This window comes from Dechloromonas agitata is5, assembly GCF_000519045.1.
GTDB classification, from domain to species: Bacteria; Pseudomonadota; Gammaproteobacteria; order Burkholderiales; family Rhodocyclaceae; genus Azonexus; species Azonexus agitatus.
Genome location: NZ_KI912532.1, coordinates 366,789 through 381,662 on the forward strand (window position 1 = coordinate 366,789; position 14,874 = coordinate 381,662).

Below are 14,874 nucleotides of genomic sequence, written 5' to 3' on the forward strand. Positions count from 1 at the left end.
GCAAGGCCCGCCCCTGGCGGGCTGTGCCGCTTATTCCCCGAGGGGCAAGGTTGCCCGCTCGATCACCTTGCGCAGCACGAAACTGGTATGCACGCCGGTCACGCCGGGAATCCGGGTAATCCGGTTGAGCAGCAGATCCTGGTAGGCATCCATGTCGCGCACCACGACCTTCAACTGGTAATCCGACTGCTGGCCGGTGATAAGCAGGCATTCCAGCACTTCCGGTATGTCGGCGATGGTCGCCTCCAGGTTGGCGAAGCGTTCCGGGGTGTGCTGATCCATCGAAATGCCGATCAGCGCCATCAGGCTCAGGCCGAGCTTCTTGGCGTCAAGATGAGCGCGGTAGCCGGCGATCAGGCCGGACTCCTCCAGCGTCCGGACACGACGCAGGCAGGGTGACGGCGACAGGCCGATGCGATCAGCCAGATCCTGATTGCTGATGCGCCCATCGGCCTGCAGGATGGCGAGAATTTGCCGATCATAGCGATCTAGCTGCACCTAATTTCTCCATTGAATAAATTTACGCAATTTTCTGCCAATATTAAGCCGAACAAGACAGCAATACGCAAGCACCTGCTTCGCGCTTTTACGTAAGATTCCGCCATCGCAAAGTTTTTTGGAGCTGCCCCATGATCCGCCAACCCGCCACCAAATACACCGCCTTTCCGCCGGTCCGGATGACCGACCGCCAGTGGCCGAACCGCGTCATCGAGCGGCCGCCGGTCTGGATGAGCACCGATCTCCGCGACGGCAACCAGGCGCTTTTCGAGCCAATGAATGCCGACAAGAAGATGCAGATGTTCAAGATGCTCTGCGCCATCGGTTTCAAGGAAATCGAAGTCGCCTTCCCCTCGGCCTCCGAAACCGAATTCGGCTTCGTCCGCCAGCTCATCGAGGGGGGCCACATCCCGGACGACGTGACCATCGAAGTGCTCACGCAAGCCCGCGAACACCTCATTCGCCGCACCTTCGAAGCCCTGAAGGGCGCCAAGAAGGCCATCGTGCACGTCTACAACGCGACCTGCCCGACCTTCCGCGACACGGTCTTCAACATGAGCAAGGCCGAGGTCGTGCAGATGGCCGTCGAGGCCGTCCAGCTCATCAAGGCCGAAGCCGAGGCGATGCCGGAAACCGAGATCACGCTTGAATACAGCCCGGAACTCTTCACCGCCACCGAGCTCGATTTCGCCAAGGAAGTCTGCGACGCCGTCACCGCCACCTGGGGCGCCACCCCCGAGCGCAAGGTCATCCTCAACCTCCCAACCACGGTCGAGATCGCCACGCCGAACATCTACGCCGACCAGATCGAGTGGATGCATCGCCATCTCGAACGTCGCGACAGCGTCATCATCAGCCTCCACCCGCACAACGACCGCGGCACCGCCGTCGCCGCCGCCGAACTCGGCCTCATGGCCGGCGCCGACCGTGTCGAGGGCTGCCTCTTCGGCAACGGCGAGCGGACCGGCAACGTCGACCTCGTCACCCTCGCCCTCAACATGTACACGCAAGGCGTTCATCCGGGTCTCGATTTCTCGGACATCAATGCCGTTGCCCGCACCTTCGAACACTGTAGCCAGCTCCCGATCCATCCGCGCCACCCGTACGTCGGGGATCTCGTATTCACGGCCTTCTCCGGCTCCCACCAGGACGCCATCAAGAAGGGGTTCTCTGCTCAAAAGGCGGACGAGCAATGGGCAGTGCCCTACCTCCCGATCGACCCGGCCGACGTCGGCCGCAGCTACGATTCGGTGATCCGGGTGAACAGCCAGTCGGGCAAGGGCGGCATCGCCTACCTGATGGAAACCGAACACGGCATCGTCATGCCGCGTCGCTTGCAGGTCGAGTTTTCCGGTGTGGTGCAGAAGCACACCGACACCCACGGCGGCGAGGTGAGCGCCGGCGACATCTGGCAGTTGTTCAGCGCCGCCTACCTCGACGCGACCAGCCCGGTGCGCTATCGCGAACATCATCTCTTCGAACACGGCCATGGAGAAGACATGCGCCAGGGCATCCGCCTCTCGGTCGACATCAACGGCGTGCCGCACCTCCTCACCGGCGAAGGCAACGGCCCGATCAACGCCGCCATGCACGCCCTCGAAACGGCCGGCATCAAGGTCCAGGTACGCAGCTACGAGGAACGCTCGATGGTACCGATGGGCGAGGACGGCAACGCCCGCGCCTGCGCCATCGTCGAGATGGCGGCCAGCGGCCGGGGGGAAACCTTCGGCGTCGGCATCGACAGCAACATCGTCACCGCCTCGCTCAAGGCCATCATCAGCGGCATCAACCGCCTCGGCCTCGCCGGCCGGGCGGAACAGGCGGCGTAACGCCCACCCCGGGATGTTCAGCCGATGGACATCCCGGCCAGCCACATTCGCCCACCCGGCGAAGCCAGCCAGATCAGCGCCGCGACATTGAGTGCGACCGTCCCCCAGAAGACCGCCCGGAATTCGGCCTTGACCGACTTGTGGCGAATCAGCCGCTGCGCCAGCAAAGCCCCCGGCCAACCACCGACCAGGGCCCACAGATGCAACGTCGACTCCGGCGTTCGCCAGGCGCCATGGGCGGCAGCCGATTTATCCCAGGCATACAGGGCAAAGCTGACCAGGCTGGCCGCGCCGTAGACGGCAAACCAGTATGCGGGCAGTTTCCAGAGCGTACCGAGCCCAAGCAGCAGCAGGGCGAATAGCACGATAGGCAGCAGGGATATCTGCCCTCTCACGCTGTCGCCCGACACTTTCGATTTAACCGCAGGACGGCGCTTCATCAACCGGCTGACACGCACTGCGCGCTTTTTTCCATCGCCGTTCAGTTCAATCTCGAAAGCCAACTGCTCGCCGATTGTCGGGCGAGGGCTGCCAGGAGGAAACGATTTGATGTGCACAAAAACTTCCTGGCCACCGTTATAGGGAGTAATGAACCCGAAGCCGCGCTCATCATCCCAACGGGTCAGCTGTCCCTCGATCTTCACCCGACGTACCTCTATGCAAAACGCAAATTTTGCACCATTTCACCACTCACGCACAGGGTGTTAAACCAGCGCCCGCCGGCCCGGCCGGAATTGCCAGGTATCGTCGTAATAGGTGGCGTCTTCACTCTCCGGCACGACACCGGGGATACCCAGCAGCGGCAGGGGGTGGAAGTCGCGCGGGCGAACGAAACGACCGGCGGCCATGTCGGCGGCCAGCCAGCGATCGACGGCGGCGACCTGCTCGGCCCGTGGCCATGCCAGCCAGCTGGCATCGACCTCGTAGAGGACGGCCTTGGCCGTCAGGCCGCGAAAAGGCGCCAGCAGCGCCTCGTAGGTGGCGTGGCCGAAAACGACGAAACGCATGTCGCGGCGGACGGCGGCCCGCTGCTCGACGAACAGCTCGCGCCAGCGGAAATCGCGCAACAGGTTGAGCAGCTGGGGCTGGGCTGACAGCACGACGATGCCGCATTCGTCGAAATGGGTCAGCGCGTCGCGCACCCGGCCGCGGAGTTCGCCCGGCTGTTGCATGGCCCGCACATGGGCGGCGCTGATGGCATTCTTGGTCTGCGGAAAACTCAGCCAGACCAAGGCGTTGAAGAAGTCGTGCCAGTTGTCGGGGCGGGTCTCGACTTCGCCGCGCTCCCAGATGCGGCATTCATAGGCCTTGCCGTCATCCTGCGGTGGTACAAAGCGGACGCGCTGGCCACTGGCGACATGGCGGGGATGCTGCTCGGCCAGCGCGACAAGCGCCGCACTATCGGGCCGGGGCGGCAATTGATCCAGCCAGTGCCGCAGCGGGTCGAACAGGAAGGACGGGTAGGGGGAGCCGGTGCTCACTCGTCAGTGGCAGGCTTGTCGGCGCCCTCTTCCTTGACGAAGGTCAGCACGCCCTTTTTGAGGCGGAAGGTACCCATCAGGGTGCCCATGCCCTCGGCCGGCTCGCTGTCCATCTTCGCCCAGCTCTCGCAGGTCTGCGTCTCGGTGGCAAACATCTTCTTGCCCGCCTTGATGATGAAAGCGCCGGACGGCACCTGGTAAACCTCGACCCGGGTCTTGTCGGTGCCGACGCCCAGGCTGTGGCGGCGCATGCAGACCGGCATGCGCGAGACGACGAAGAACAGGTTGACCTTGCTGTCCCAGAAATAGGGCTGTTCGCGGATCAGCGACAGGACATGCTCACGGCTGTTGTCGATTTCATACGTCGCGCCATCGTTCACGCAGGCGGTCAGCAACGGGGCGGCCAGCAAGGGAAGCAGCAGATGGCGCAGACGCATGATGATTTTCCTTAGCGCATTTTCCAGGTCAGGGTTTCGCCGGCCCGCAGCGGCACGATGGTGTCGGTGCTCAGGTACGGGTAATCGGCCGGCACCGTCCAGCTTTCTTTGGCCAGCGTGATGGTGTCGGTGTTGCGCGGCAAGCCGTACCAGTCCGGGCCGTGGAAGCTGGCGAAGCCTTCCAGCTTGTCGAGCGCACCGGCCTGTTCGAAGGCTTCGGCGTAGAGCTCGATGGCGGCATAGGCGGTGTAGCAGCCAGCGCAGCCGCAGGCCGCCTCCTTGGCGCCCTTGGCGTGCGGCGCCGAGTCGGTGCCGAGGAAGAACTTGGGATTGCCGGAAATGGCCGCGGCGACCAGCGCCTCGCGGTGCGTTTCGCGCTTCAGCACCGGCAGACAATACCAGTGCGGCCGCACGCCGCCCTGGAAGATGGCGTTGCGGTTGTAGAGCAGGTGGTGGGCGGTGATCGTCGCGCCGACGTTGGCCGGCGTGGATGCGACAAACTCGGCGGCATCCTGGGTCGTGATGTGTTCCATCACCACCTTCAGTTTCGGGAAACGCTGGGTGAGCGGCGCCAGGACAGTGTCGATGAAGACCTTCTCGCGGTCAAAGAGATCGACCTTCGGATCGGTGACCTCGCCGTGCACGAGCAGCGGCAGGCCGACGCGCTCCATTTCGGCCAGCGTGTCATAGGCCTTCTCGATGGCGGTCAGGCCGGCGTCGGAATTGGTCGTCGCCCCGGCGGGGTAGAGCTTGACAGCCTTGACGAAGCCGGAGGCGGCCGCCCTGGCGATTTCGGCCGGCGGGGTGTTGTCGGTCAGGTACAGCGTCATCAGCGGCTCGAAGGCCAGGCCGGCCGGGAGCGCGGCCAGGATACGATCGCGGTAGGCAGCAGCCTGCTCGACGGTGGTGACCGGCGGCTTCAGGTTGGGCATCACGATGGCCCGGCCGAACTGGCGGGCGGTGTGCGGCAGAACGGCGGCCAGCGCCTCGCCATCGCGCAGGTGCAGGTGCCAGTCGTCGGGACGGGTAATGGTCAGTTGCATACTCGGGACATCCTCCAATAGTCGCATTCTAACAGGCCGAAAGGAGGACAGACCCACGGCCCCGGCTTCATTAGAATCCCCGGCTTCCCGTGAGGACACCCCATGACCGACATCGTACTGCAGCCCCATCCCGCTTCCCGCCGCATTCCCGCATCCGACCCGGATCCCATCATCGGCGGCCGGGTTGAATTGCAACTGCTGACCACGCTCAAGTGCAACCTGAAATGCACCTATTGCTCGCTCGGCGTCGGCGACGTGCTCGGCTCGCAGAACCACGTCGAATACACCGTCGACGAACTGGCCGCCTTCGTGGACAAGCATCTGCAGGGCAAGGAGGTGTACGTCACCTTCTACGGCGGCGAGCCGACGCTGAATCTCGACATGATGCTGGAGGTCATGCAGCGCTTCCCGCTCTTCCGCTTCCAGTTACAGACCAACGGTACGCTACTCGACGGCCTGCCCGACTGGGCGCTCGGCCGGCTGTCCAACATCCTCGTCTCGATTGACGGCAGCGAGGCGACCACCGACGGCTATCGCGGCCGCGGCATCTACCGGCAGGTGCTGAAGAACCTGGCGGCGGTGCGCGACAAGATCGGCGGCACGGTGACCGCCCGCGTCACCTGGGGCAACCCGGCCACCACGTTCGAGGAACTCGATGAACTGGTCAGCGCCGACGGCCATTTCGACTACCTGTACTGGCAGTTCGTCGCCGACGAGATGTATGCCGGCGATTCCGTCGAGCAACGCCAGGCCGTGCTGGTGCCGCTGATCGAAAAATTCTTCTCGCGCACCGACGTGCTCTACCCGCTGATCCCGCTGATGGGCATCGTCCGCAACAAGGTGCTGCCGACGCGTGGCCAGGAACTCTACGCCGGCCTGACGCAATGCCGCGTGTCGACCCACCTGATCAACGTCATGCCCAACGGCCAGATCTACCCCTGCCCGGACATGATGTACGCCCACGACATGCAGATGGGCGACGTGCGCAGCAACTGGCTGAAGAAGAGTCCGCTGCAACCCGCCGCCAGCATGCCCTGCGAAGGTTGCGAGGCCTTCTCGTGGTGCCGCCGCAACTGCATGAAGAACCTCTGGCTGGGCTACGTCAAGAACGACCTGCGCTATCGCGCCAACGTCGTTGAGCCGATCTGCGACCTGTTACGTTTCATGGGCCGCGAGATCGACAAGCACGACCCGCAAGCGTGGTTCGCTCGCCTGCCCGTGCCGCTACGCCGGCAGATCACCGACTGCGAGGTTTACGAGTACGTCGAGATCATGCCCTGAGCGACATCAGCCCTTCAGACTCAGCGCCAGGTCGTACAGCGCGTTTTTTGACGCCCCGGTAATGCTCGCGGCGAGCTTCGCGGCCTGCTTGGTGGGCAGGCCATCCGCCAGCAGCAGCTTGAGGACGCGCTCGCCTTCGCCGCTGTCGGCCTCGCCGCTGGCGCCGGACAGCATCAGCACGAACTCGCCGCGCTGGCGGTTGGGGTCGGCCTTCAGCCAGTCCAGCGCCTCGGGCAGCGGCAGGGAATGGATGGTTTCGAACAGCTTGGTCAGTTCGCGGCCGATGACCAGGGTGCGCTGGCCGAAAACGCTGGCCAGATCGGCCACGGTATCGAGTACGCGGTGCGGGGCTTCGTAGAAAACGAGGGCCGCCGGGATGTCGGACAGGGCTTCGAGGGCCTGGCGGCGCTGGCCGGATTTGGCGGGCAGGAAACCGTAGAACAGGAAGTGCTCGTCGAGCAGGCCGGAGGCGGAGAGCGCCGTGGTGGCGGCACAGGGGCCGGGCAACGGCACGACGCGGCCACCGGCTTCGCGCACGGCGGCGACGATGCGGGCGCCGGGATCGGAGATGCCGGGGGTACCGGCGTCGGAAATCAGGGCGACGGATTCGCCGGCCTGCAGTTTTTCAACGATGCGGGCGGCCGCTTCGTTTTCGTTGTGCTGGTGCGCCGGCAGGGTGCGGGCCCGGGCGCCGAGTTGCTTGAGCAGCGGGCCGCTGTGCCGGGTGTCTTCGGCTGCCACCCAGGGCACGCTGCGCAGGATTTCCTCGGCGCGGCGGGTGAGATCGGCCAGGTTCCCGAGCGGGGTCGGGACGACATACAATGCGGCGCATTCCTGCGTCATGGATTCCGTCATAGTTTGGGCATGCGAACAAAAGCCGACGATACCACCACCGCCCGCGGCCGCGAAGCCGAAGACAGGGCGGCACGCCATCTGGAGCGCCACGGCCTGCGCGTCGTGGTGCGTAATTTCCGGGTGCGCGGTGGCGAGATCGACCTGATCTGCCGCGACGGCAAGGCACTGGTTTTCGTCGAGGTGCGCCTGCGCAGCCGCAGCGATTTCGGCGGCGCGGCGGCCAGCATCACGACGACCAAGCAGCGGCGCATCATCCTCGCCGCCCAGCATTACTTGGCCGGCCAGCCGGAATGCGATTGCCGCTTCGATTGCGTGCTGATCGAGGGCGAACGGCTGGCATGGCTGAAAAATGCGTTTTCTGCTGACGCTTAGCCTGCTGTTCTGGCTCGGCGTCTCGCGGGCCGAAGGCGGGCGCGTGCTGATCCAGCATTCGCCGCTGGCCGGCAGCCAGTATTACGCGTTGAGCACGGTGTGGCAGGAGATCCGGCCGGGTGACGCCTTGGCGCTGGTGCGCGAAGCGGACAACCGCCATGACCGCCACGCCATCCGCGTCGAATGGCGCGGCCACACGCTGGGTTATGTGCCGCGCACCGAGAATCGGGTCATCGCCGCAGCACTCGATGCCGGCGACCGCCTGACAGCGCGCGTGTCGTCGGTGAGCGACAACAAAAACCCCTGGCAACGGGTGGCCTTCGAAGTCTTCATCGAGCTGTGAGGTAGAATGATGCGATCTTCTACAGCCCCAAGCCCTTGACCGATATGGATTTGATCGCCCGCGTTGCCAGGAATTTCGAGGACAGCGCCCAAACCAAGCTCAATGCCGTCGACGCGATGGCCGCACCGATCGCCGCCGCCATCGAGACGATGTTCCACTGCCTGATCAACGGCGGCAAGATTCTCGCCTGCGGCAACGGCGGCTCGGCCGGCGACTCGCAGCATTTCGCCGCCGAACTGATCGGCCGCTTCGAGGCCGAGCGCCAGGAACTGGCAGCCATCGCGCTGACCACCGACAGCTCGATCCTGACTGCCGTCGGTAACGACTATTCGTTCAACCAGATCTTCTCCAAGCAGGTGCGCGGCCTCGGTCACGCCGGCGACGTGCTGCTCGCCATCTCGACCTCGGGCAATTCCGCCAACGTCATCGAGGCGATCAAGGCGGCCCACGAGCACGACATGCGCGTCGTCGCGCTGACCGGCAAGGGCGGCGGCCAGATCGGCGAGATGCTGCGCGACGACGATATCCACCTTTGCGTGCCGGCCGACCGTACGGCACGTATTCAGGAAACTCACCTGGTTGCCATCCACTGCCTGTGCGACGGGATCGACGCACTTTTGTTGGGAGTCGAATGATGCAAAAAGCCAAACTGAGCCTGGCCGCCCTCGCCCTGATCGTCGCCCTGCCCGGCCTGCAGGGTTGCGTCGAAGTCGCCCTGCTCGGCACCGCCGCGGCGAGCGGCGTGATGTCGGCCCACGACCGCCGGTCGACCGGCACACAGACCGACGACGAAACGACGGAATGGAAGGCCAACAACCACGTGCCGGCCCAGTACAAGGACACGGCACACGTCAATTTCACGTCCTTCAACCGTCGCCTGCTGATCACCGGCGAGGTACCGAACGAGGAAGCCAAGTCGGTCATCGAAAGCGAAGTGCGCAAGATCGAGGGCGTCAAGGACGTCTACAACGAACTCGGCATCGGCCCGGCCACCCCGCTCTCCAGCCGCAGCAACGACAGCTTCATCACCTCCAAGGTCAAGGCCCGCCTGGTCGATAGCAACCAGATCTCGGCCAACCACATCAAGGTGCTGACCGAGCGCGGCATCGTCTTCCTGATGGGCATTGTCAACGAGCGCGAAGCCAAGGTCGCCATCGCCGTCGCCCGCACAACGGCCGGTGTCGTCAAGGTGGTTAATGTGCTGGAAGTGGTCGGCGAGGACGAAACCCGCCGCCTCGACCAGCAGGTACTCGGCGCCCGCAAGACGCCGCCGGCCAGCGCGCCGGTCGAGAATCGCTGATTCCCGCCGCCGCACAACGGGAGTAAGCTGACAGGGCGTCCCGGCGATCACCGCCGGGGCGCCCTGATCGTTTGGGGGAGGGGGCTCCATGAATCTCGAAAAAGTCATTTTCGGTTTCTTCATTTTGTTGGCGGCAACGCTCAACTTCGGTTTCTTCATCGGGGACATCGGCAACCCGGAACTGCACAGCGTCTATGAACTCGCGGCCGCGCTGGTCGTCAGCCTGATCGCCACGGCGCTCAAATTCGGCGACCGTACGCAGATCGGCGCCATCCACCTGTCCACCAGCCTGGTCGCCGATCTGCAGCTGATCGCCGCCGCCATCACCTGGGGCGTTGCCGTGCATGTCACGGGCGTCGGCATGACGCCGCATGTCACCTCCAGCGTCGTGTCGCTGTCGGGCGGCGCGCTGTTCGCCAACATCGTCTCCGTCGTCATCCTGATCGTCGAAACGGTGATGCTGCGCCGCTGAGGCCGCCATCATGAACAGCGCCTTCTTCCTGGTGCTCCGGCGCATGCGGGCGCCGATCATCGTGCTCATCGTCATCTACGCCATTTCGGTGATCGGCCTGACGCTGGTGCCGGGTGTCGACGCCGACGGCAAGCCGACGCCGCCGATGAGCTTCTTCCACGCCTTCTATTTCATCAGCTACACGGCAACGACCATCGGCTTCGGCGAAATTCCGGTCGCCTTTTCGGACGCGCAGAGACTGTGGGTGATGGTCTGCATCTACCTGACCGTGGTCGGCTGGTCGTATTCGGTCGTCACGCTGATCGCCCTGCTCCAGGACAAGGGCTTCCAGAACACGCTGACCACCAACCGCTTCGCCCGGCGGGTCCGGCAGACCAAAGAGGACTTCTACCTGATCTGCGGCTGCGGCGAGACGGGCGGCCTGATCGCCCGCAGCTTCGACCATGTCGGACAGGCTTTCGTGGTGCTGGAAAAGGACGAAATGCGCGTCGAGGAACTCGACCTGCTCGATTTCAAGACCGATACGCCGGCCCTCGCGGCCGATGCGCGGCTGCCCGACAACCTCAAGCTGGCCGGCCTGAATCACCCGAAATGCCGGGGCGTGCTGGCGATGACCAACGACGACCAGAGCAACCTGGCCATTGCCATCGCTGTCCGCCTGCTCAACCCGAAAATCCCGGTCATCGCCCGCGCCGAGTTGGCGGCGACGGCGGCCAACATGGCCTCCTTCGGTACCGACCACATCATCAATCCGTTCGAGCGCTTCGCCGACAGCCTGGCGCTGGCCATCGCCGCACCGGAGCGCTTCCGGCTGATCGAACTGCTCACCAGCCTGCCGGAAACCGCCCTCCCCGAGCCACACCGGCCGCCGCGCGGGCACTGGATTCTCTGCGGCTACGGGCGTTTCGGCCATGCCATCGCCAGCCGCCTGCGCAACAACGGCATCGCGCTGACCATCATCGACTCCAGCGCCCGGGATAGCGACCACGACATCACCGGCGACGGCACCGAGGCATCCACCCTGCGCCAGGCCGGTATTGAAAAGGCCGACGGTATCGTCGCCGGCAGCAACAACGACATCAACAACCTGTCGATCGCCGTGACCGCCGCCGAGCTCAAGCCGGACCTGTTCGTTGTCGCCCGCCAGAACCAGGCGGCCAATGCGGCGTTGTTCGATGCCTATGCCGCCGATTTCACCGTGCTGCCCAGCCGGATCATCGCGCAGGAGTGCATCGCCCTGCTCACCGCCCCGCTGCTCGCCCGCTTTCTCGAACGCCTGCCGCACCTCGACGAAGCCGCCTGCCACCAGTTGGCTGAACGACTGAGCGAGGCCTGTGGCGGCCGGACACCGGTCGTCTGGGACAACCGCCTCAACGCCGCCGAGGCGCCCGCCGCCTGGCAGGCCCTGATGCATGACCAGCCCATCCGGGTCGGCGACTTGCTGATCGATGGCACGGAGCGCAGTCGCCGTCTGCCGGTCGTGCCGCTGATGATCGAACGCGGCGATGCCTGCCGCCTGTTGCCGGACGACGACGAAGCCCTGCAGGCCGGCGACCAGCTGCTCTTCGCCAGCCCGCTGAGCGCCCAGCGCAACCTGGAACTGACGCTGCGCAACGCCAACGAACTGGAATACGTGCTGCACGGCCACGAGAAATCCGGCAGCCTGCTCGGCAAGCTGCTGGCTGCGCATTGATCCGGCGGCCTCGGCACCCCGCGAGCAACTCACACATTAGCTACGCGCGGACAGCCGCACCGAAACGCTTCTGACCCGGCAGCCCCACCTGCTGCTTTCTCCTGGCGCCACGCCCCTCCGGTTTCCCCGACGCCCTGGCATTGAAGGGCAGATTTCAGCACCCGCTGCGGGTTACCGGCTTCCAGTACTGAAGGAGCAAAACTGCACACGCCCTGCTTAGCCTACATTAAAATGTGGCAAATTTATCCACCAAATTCCATTATTGGGAATTATGCCAAATTCATACGCACAACAGCTTCAGGACGGCCGCCATGCCTGATGTGAACCGGCCGCCTGCCGCCGCATCTCGGGCAACGCGAGGGCGCGCCTTCTGGCAATTGGTGGCGGGCGTCGTCGTCGTCAACCTGGTCATCCTCGCCATCGGCATCCAGAGCCTGCTCTACAGCCATGCCCGGACGCTGGAAAAGGTACGCGAGTCGACGACCAACCTGGCTTTCCTGATCGAGCAGAACGTTGCGGACAGTGCGCGCCGCATCGACCTTGCCCTGCTCAACATCGTGCATATGCTGGAGCACGAACAGGAACAGGGCGGCATCGACCCGGTGGAGGTCGCGCATGTACTCGCCTTGCAGAGCGAGCAGTTGCCGGAAGTGGATGCCTTCCGGGTCACCGACGCGACGGGCCGCCTGCGCTGGGGCAAGGGGGTCACGTCGGAAACGCAGGAAACCTATGCCGACCGCCCCTTCTTCGCCGCACATCAGGTTGCGCCGGGCCGGGCCATGGTGGTCGGCGAACCGGTCATCGGCCGGGTGTCGAACATCTGGGTGATTCCCTTCACCCGCTCCTACCGCAAGCCGGATGGCAGCCTGGCCGGCGTCATCAATGCCACCGTCGCGCTCTCCCATTTCTACGATCAGTTGTCCACGCTGAAACTCGGGCCGCACGGCTCGGCCATCATCCGGCATCTCAACCACAGCCTGGCGACACGCTACCCGGCTATTGATGGCCCGGCCGGGACGATCGGCGACCGAACGGTGTCGCGCGAATTCCTCGCCATCCTCGATTCCGGCGTCAAGGAAGGGCATTTCCACACCCTCAACCCACCGGACGGCATCGAAAGGAGCTATGCCTTCCGCCGCATCGAGGGCCTGCCCTACATCCTGGCCGTCGGCCGGGCACCGGCGGATTACCTGGACGTCTGGCGCGAGGAGCGGCGCAACGTCATCCTGTTTGTCAGCGCCTTTTTCCTGCTCAGCCTGGCCGCCGCCTGGCTGATGTACCGCCACTGGCAGCGCAATCTCGAACACACCGCCGCCCTGGTCGAATCCGAGGCGCGTTTCCGCAGCTATGTCGAATCGGCCCCGGTCGGCATTTTCGTCGCCGACGCCCAGGGCGACTACGTGGACGTCAATCCGGCCGGCTGCGAACTGGTCGGCTATAGCCGCGACGAATTGCTGCAGATGAATATCCGCGACCTGGCGCCGCCCAACCTGCTGGCCACGCACGAGGTGCAGTACGAGCACAACAAGCGCAGCCGCGTGAGTGACAGCGAAATCACCCTGCGCTGCAAGGACGGGCATCTGATCCATACGACGCTGCGCACCATCATGCTGCCCGGCGAACGGGTCATGGGTTTCTGCAGCGACATGACGGAACACAAGCGGGCACAGGAGGCTCTGCTCGAAAACGAGAGCCGCTTCCGGCGCATTTCGTCGATGAGCAGCGACCTGATCTACTCCTGCCGGCGCGACGACGAGGGCGCGTTCCGCATCGACTGGATCGGCGGCCAGGCCGAAAAGCTGTTCGGCTACAGCGCGGCGGAAATCCGCCAGCGCGGCAGCTGGCGCGATTTCGTCTGCACCGACGACCAACCGCTTTTCGCCCGCCAGATCTCCCAGCTGCAAGCCGGCGAGAGCAGCGCCTTCGTTGTCCGCGCCCAGCACCGCGACGGTTCGCTGCACTTCCTGCACAGCGTGGCGGAAATCGAGCTCGGCCCGGATGGCGAGGCAGTGCTCTATGGCGCGATCCGCGACATCACCGAACTGGAGAACTACCGCCTGGACCTGGAACGACTGGTCGCCGAGCGCACCTACGAACTGAGCGTCGCCAAGGAAGCTGCGGAAAAGGCCAATCAGTCGAAGAGCGCCTTCCTGGCCAACATGAGCCATGAAATCCGCACGCCGCTCAACGCCATCACCGGCATGTCACATCTGCTGCGCCGCGCCGGCTGCACGCCGGAGCAGGCCGAACGCCTGGACCGCATCGAGAGCGCCAGCGAACACCTGCTCGACATCATCAACGCCGTGCTCGACCTGTCGAAAATCGAGGCCGGCAAGTTCGCCCTGGAAGAAACCCGCGTCAATCTCGGCAGCCTGATCGGCAATGTCTGCTCGATGATCCAGGAGCGAGCCGACGCCAAGCAGCTGGCACTGATCCGCGACATCGCCCCGCTGCCCTGTGGTGTACTCGGCGATCCGACCCGCCTGCAGCAGGCGCTGCTCAATTTCGCGAGCAATGCCGTCAAATTCACCGAATCCGGCCACATCGCCTTCCGCACCCGGCTGCTGGCCGAGGAGCCGGAGGCGGTGGTCATCCGGTTCGAGGTCGAGGACACCGGCATCGGCGTCGCCCCCGACGCACAGGGCCGCCTGTTCAGCGCCTTTGAGCAGGCCGACAACTCGACGACGCGCAAGTACGGCGGTACCGGGTTGGGCCTGGCGATCACCCGGAAGCTGGCCGAGCTGATGGGAGGCGACACCGGCTTTTCCAGCACGCCGGGCCAGGGCAGCCTGTTCTGGTTCTCGGCCCGCCTGAAGAAGGACCCGCACGGTGAGCTGCCCGGGGCCGTCGAGCCGGCCAAGGTCGACGACCGGGCGATCGCCGAGCGCTTCACCGGGCGCCGGGTCCTGCTCGTCGAGGACGACGAGATCAACCGCGAGGTCGCCTTCGCGCTGCTCGCCGACACCGGGTTGATCGTCGATGCGGCGGAAAACGGTGCCGAGGCCCTGGCCAGGGCGCAAGCGAGCGATTACGACGTGATCCTGATGGACATGCAGATGCCGGTCATGGACGGCCTGGAGGCGGCACGCCGCATCCTCGCCCTGCCCGGCCGCGCCACCGTACCGATCATCGCGATGACCGCCAATGCCTTCGCCGAAGATCGCCTGCGCTGCGAAGAAGCGGGCATGAAGGATTTCATCGCCAAGCCGGTCGACCCCGACCAACTGTTCGAGCGCCTCTATCACTGGCTGGCGCGGGCGGAGGATTGAA

Annotated in this window: 15 protein-coding genes; 9 read left to right on the plus strand and 6 right to left on the minus strand. The window is 64.9% G+C overall.

Annotated elements, in window-relative coordinates:
• Positions 1–30 precede the first annotated feature (30 nt).
• Entirely contained in the window at positions 31–498 is a 468-nt protein-coding gene (locus K420_RS0101875; RefSeq protein WP_027456553.1) for an Lrp/AsnC family transcriptional regulator, read from the minus strand.
• A 131-nt stretch (positions 499–629) separates the two neighbouring features.
• On the opposite strand from K420_RS0101875, the gene leuA reads away from it, so the two are divergent.
• Positions 630–2,327 carry a 2-isopropylmalate synthase gene (gene leuA, locus K420_RS0101880; protein WP_027456554.1) on the plus strand — a complete coding sequence of 566 codons (1,698 nt, stop codon included), beginning with the start codon at positions 630–632 and terminating at the stop codon, positions 2,325–2,327.
• Positions 2,328–2,344: 17 nt separating this feature from the next.
• Here leuA and K420_RS0101885 read toward each other — a convergent pair whose 3' ends face one another.
• The 4 genes from K420_RS0101885 to pyrC are packed head-to-tail and all read right to left on the minus strand — an operon-like array spanning position 2,345 to position 5,288.
• Positions 2,345–2,971: a DUF1294 domain-containing protein gene (locus K420_RS0101885; RefSeq protein WP_027456555.1), complete on the minus strand. Its 627-nt coding sequence runs from the start codon at positions 2,969–2,971 to the stop codon at positions 2,345–2,347.
• A 60-nt stretch (positions 2,972–3,031) separates the two neighbouring features.
• The gene (locus K420_RS0101890) at positions 3,032–3,808 is read right to left on the minus strand and encodes a DUF3025 domain-containing protein (protein WP_027456556.1); all 777 of its coding nucleotides are present in this window, start codon (positions 3,806–3,808) and stop codon (positions 3,032–3,034) included.
• Complete coding sequence (locus K420_RS0101895; protein WP_027456557.1) at positions 3,805–4,245, minus strand: hypothetical protein; 441 nt, start codon at positions 4,243–4,245, stop codon at positions 3,805–3,807. Before K420_RS0101895 ends, K420_RS0101890 begins: the two co-directional genes overlap by 4 nt.
• An 11-nt stretch (positions 4,246–4,256) precedes the next feature.
• The gene (pyrC, locus tag K420_RS0101900; protein ID WP_027456558.1) at positions 4,257–5,288 is read right to left on the minus strand and encodes a dihydroorotase; all 1,032 of its coding nucleotides are present in this window, start codon (positions 5,286–5,288) and stop codon (positions 4,257–4,259) included.
• 102 nt (positions 5,289–5,390) lie between these two features.
• Here pyrC and K420_RS0101905 point away from each other — a divergent pair, with 102 nt between their 5' ends.
• Entirely contained in the window at positions 5,391–6,569 is a 1,179-nt protein-coding gene (locus tag K420_RS0101905; RefSeq protein WP_051452910.1) for a radical SAM/SPASM domain-containing protein, read from the plus strand.
• 6 nt (positions 6,570–6,575) lie between these two features.
• Here the strand turns inward: K420_RS0101905 and rsmI are convergent, their stop codons facing one another.
• A complete protein-coding gene (gene rsmI, locus K420_RS0101910; protein ID WP_027456560.1) occupies positions 6,576–7,412 on the minus strand; it encodes a 16S rRNA (cytidine(1402)-2'-O)-methyltransferase in 837 nt (278 codons plus the stop codon).
• A gap of 21 nt (positions 7,413–7,433) precedes the next feature.
• Here rsmI and K420_RS0101915 point away from each other — a divergent pair, with 21 nt between their 5' ends.
• The 7 genes from K420_RS0101915 (at position 7,434) to K420_RS17855 (ending at position 14,873) form a co-directional block, all read left to right on the plus strand.
• Positions 7,434–7,796 (plus strand): YraN family protein, encoded by a 363-nt coding sequence (locus tag K420_RS0101915; RefSeq protein ID WP_027456561.1) that lies wholly within the window; start codon positions 7,434–7,436, stop codon positions 7,794–7,796.
• Entirely contained in the window at positions 7,774–8,139 is a 366-nt protein-coding gene (locus K420_RS0101920) for an HIRAN domain-containing protein (protein WP_027456562.1), read from the plus strand. Before K420_RS0101915 ends, K420_RS0101920 begins: the two co-directional genes overlap by 23 nt.
• A 44-nt stretch (positions 8,140–8,183) precedes the next feature.
• A complete protein-coding gene (locus K420_RS0101925) occupies positions 8,184–8,774 on the plus strand; it encodes a phosphoheptose isomerase (RefSeq protein ID WP_027456563.1) in 591 nt (196 codons plus the stop codon).
• Positions 8,774–9,439, plus strand: coding sequence for a BON domain-containing protein (locus tag K420_RS17850; RefSeq protein ID WP_035855146.1), 666 nt, complete (start codon positions 8,774–8,776; stop codon positions 9,437–9,439). The genes K420_RS0101925 and K420_RS17850 overlap by 1 nt, the downstream gene beginning before the upstream one ends.
• An 88-nt stretch (positions 9,440–9,527) precedes the next feature.
• Complete coding sequence (locus K420_RS0101935) at positions 9,528–9,911, plus strand: DUF6394 family protein (RefSeq protein ID WP_027456564.1); 384 nt, start codon at positions 9,528–9,530, stop codon at positions 9,909–9,911.
• A gap of 10 nt (positions 9,912–9,921) precedes the next feature.
• Positions 9,922–11,604, plus strand: a complete 1,683-nt coding sequence (locus K420_RS0101940) for a potassium channel family protein (protein WP_027456565.1) — start codon at positions 9,922–9,924, stop codon at positions 11,602–11,604.
• Positions 11,605–11,915: 311 nt separating this feature from the next.
• Complete coding sequence (locus K420_RS17855; RefSeq protein ID WP_084019526.1) at positions 11,916–14,873, plus strand: PAS domain S-box protein; 2,958 nt, start codon at positions 11,916–11,918, stop codon at positions 14,871–14,873.
• Position 14,874: the final 1 nt, after the last annotated feature.

Coding starts and splice junctions, on each gene's coding strand:
- leuA (WP_027456554.1), top strand. CDS start 630: ATGATCCGCCAACCCGCCACCAAATACACCGCCTTTCCGCCGGTCCGG.
- K420_RS0101895 (WP_027456557.1), bottom strand. CDS start 4,245: ATGCGTCTGCGCCATCTGCTGCTTCCCTTGCTGGCCGCCCCGTTGCTG.
- pyrC (WP_027456558.1), bottom strand. CDS start 5,288: ATGCAACTGACCATTACCCGTCCCGACGACTGGCACCTGCACCTGCGC.
- K420_RS0101905 (WP_051452910.1), top strand. CDS start 5,391: ATGACCGACATCGTACTGCAGCCCCATCCCGCTTCCCGCCGCATTCCC.
- rsmI (WP_027456560.1), bottom strand. CDS start 7,412: ATGACGCAGGAATGCGCCGCATTGTATGTCGTCCCGACCCCGCTCGGG.
- K420_RS0101915 (WP_027456561.1), top strand. CDS start 7,434: ATGCGAACAAAAGCCGACGATACCACCACCGCCCGCGGCCGCGAAGCC.
- K420_RS0101920 (WP_027456562.1), top strand. CDS start 7,774: ATGCGTTTTCTGCTGACGCTTAGCCTGCTGTTCTGGCTCGGCGTCTCG.
- K420_RS0101925 (WP_027456563.1), top strand. CDS start 8,184: ATGGATTTGATCGCCCGCGTTGCCAGGAATTTCGAGGACAGCGCCCAA.
- K420_RS17850 (WP_035855146.1), top strand. CDS start 8,774: ATGCAAAAAGCCAAACTGAGCCTGGCCGCCCTCGCCCTGATCGTCGCC.
- K420_RS0101935 (WP_027456564.1), top strand. CDS start 9,528: ATGAATCTCGAAAAAGTCATTTTCGGTTTCTTCATTTTGTTGGCGGCA.
- K420_RS0101940 (WP_027456565.1), top strand. CDS start 9,922: ATGAACAGCGCCTTCTTCCTGGTGCTCCGGCGCATGCGGGCGCCGATC.
- K420_RS17855 (WP_084019526.1), top strand. CDS start 11,916: ATGCCTGATGTGAACCGGCCGCCTGCCGCCGCATCTCGGGCAACGCGA.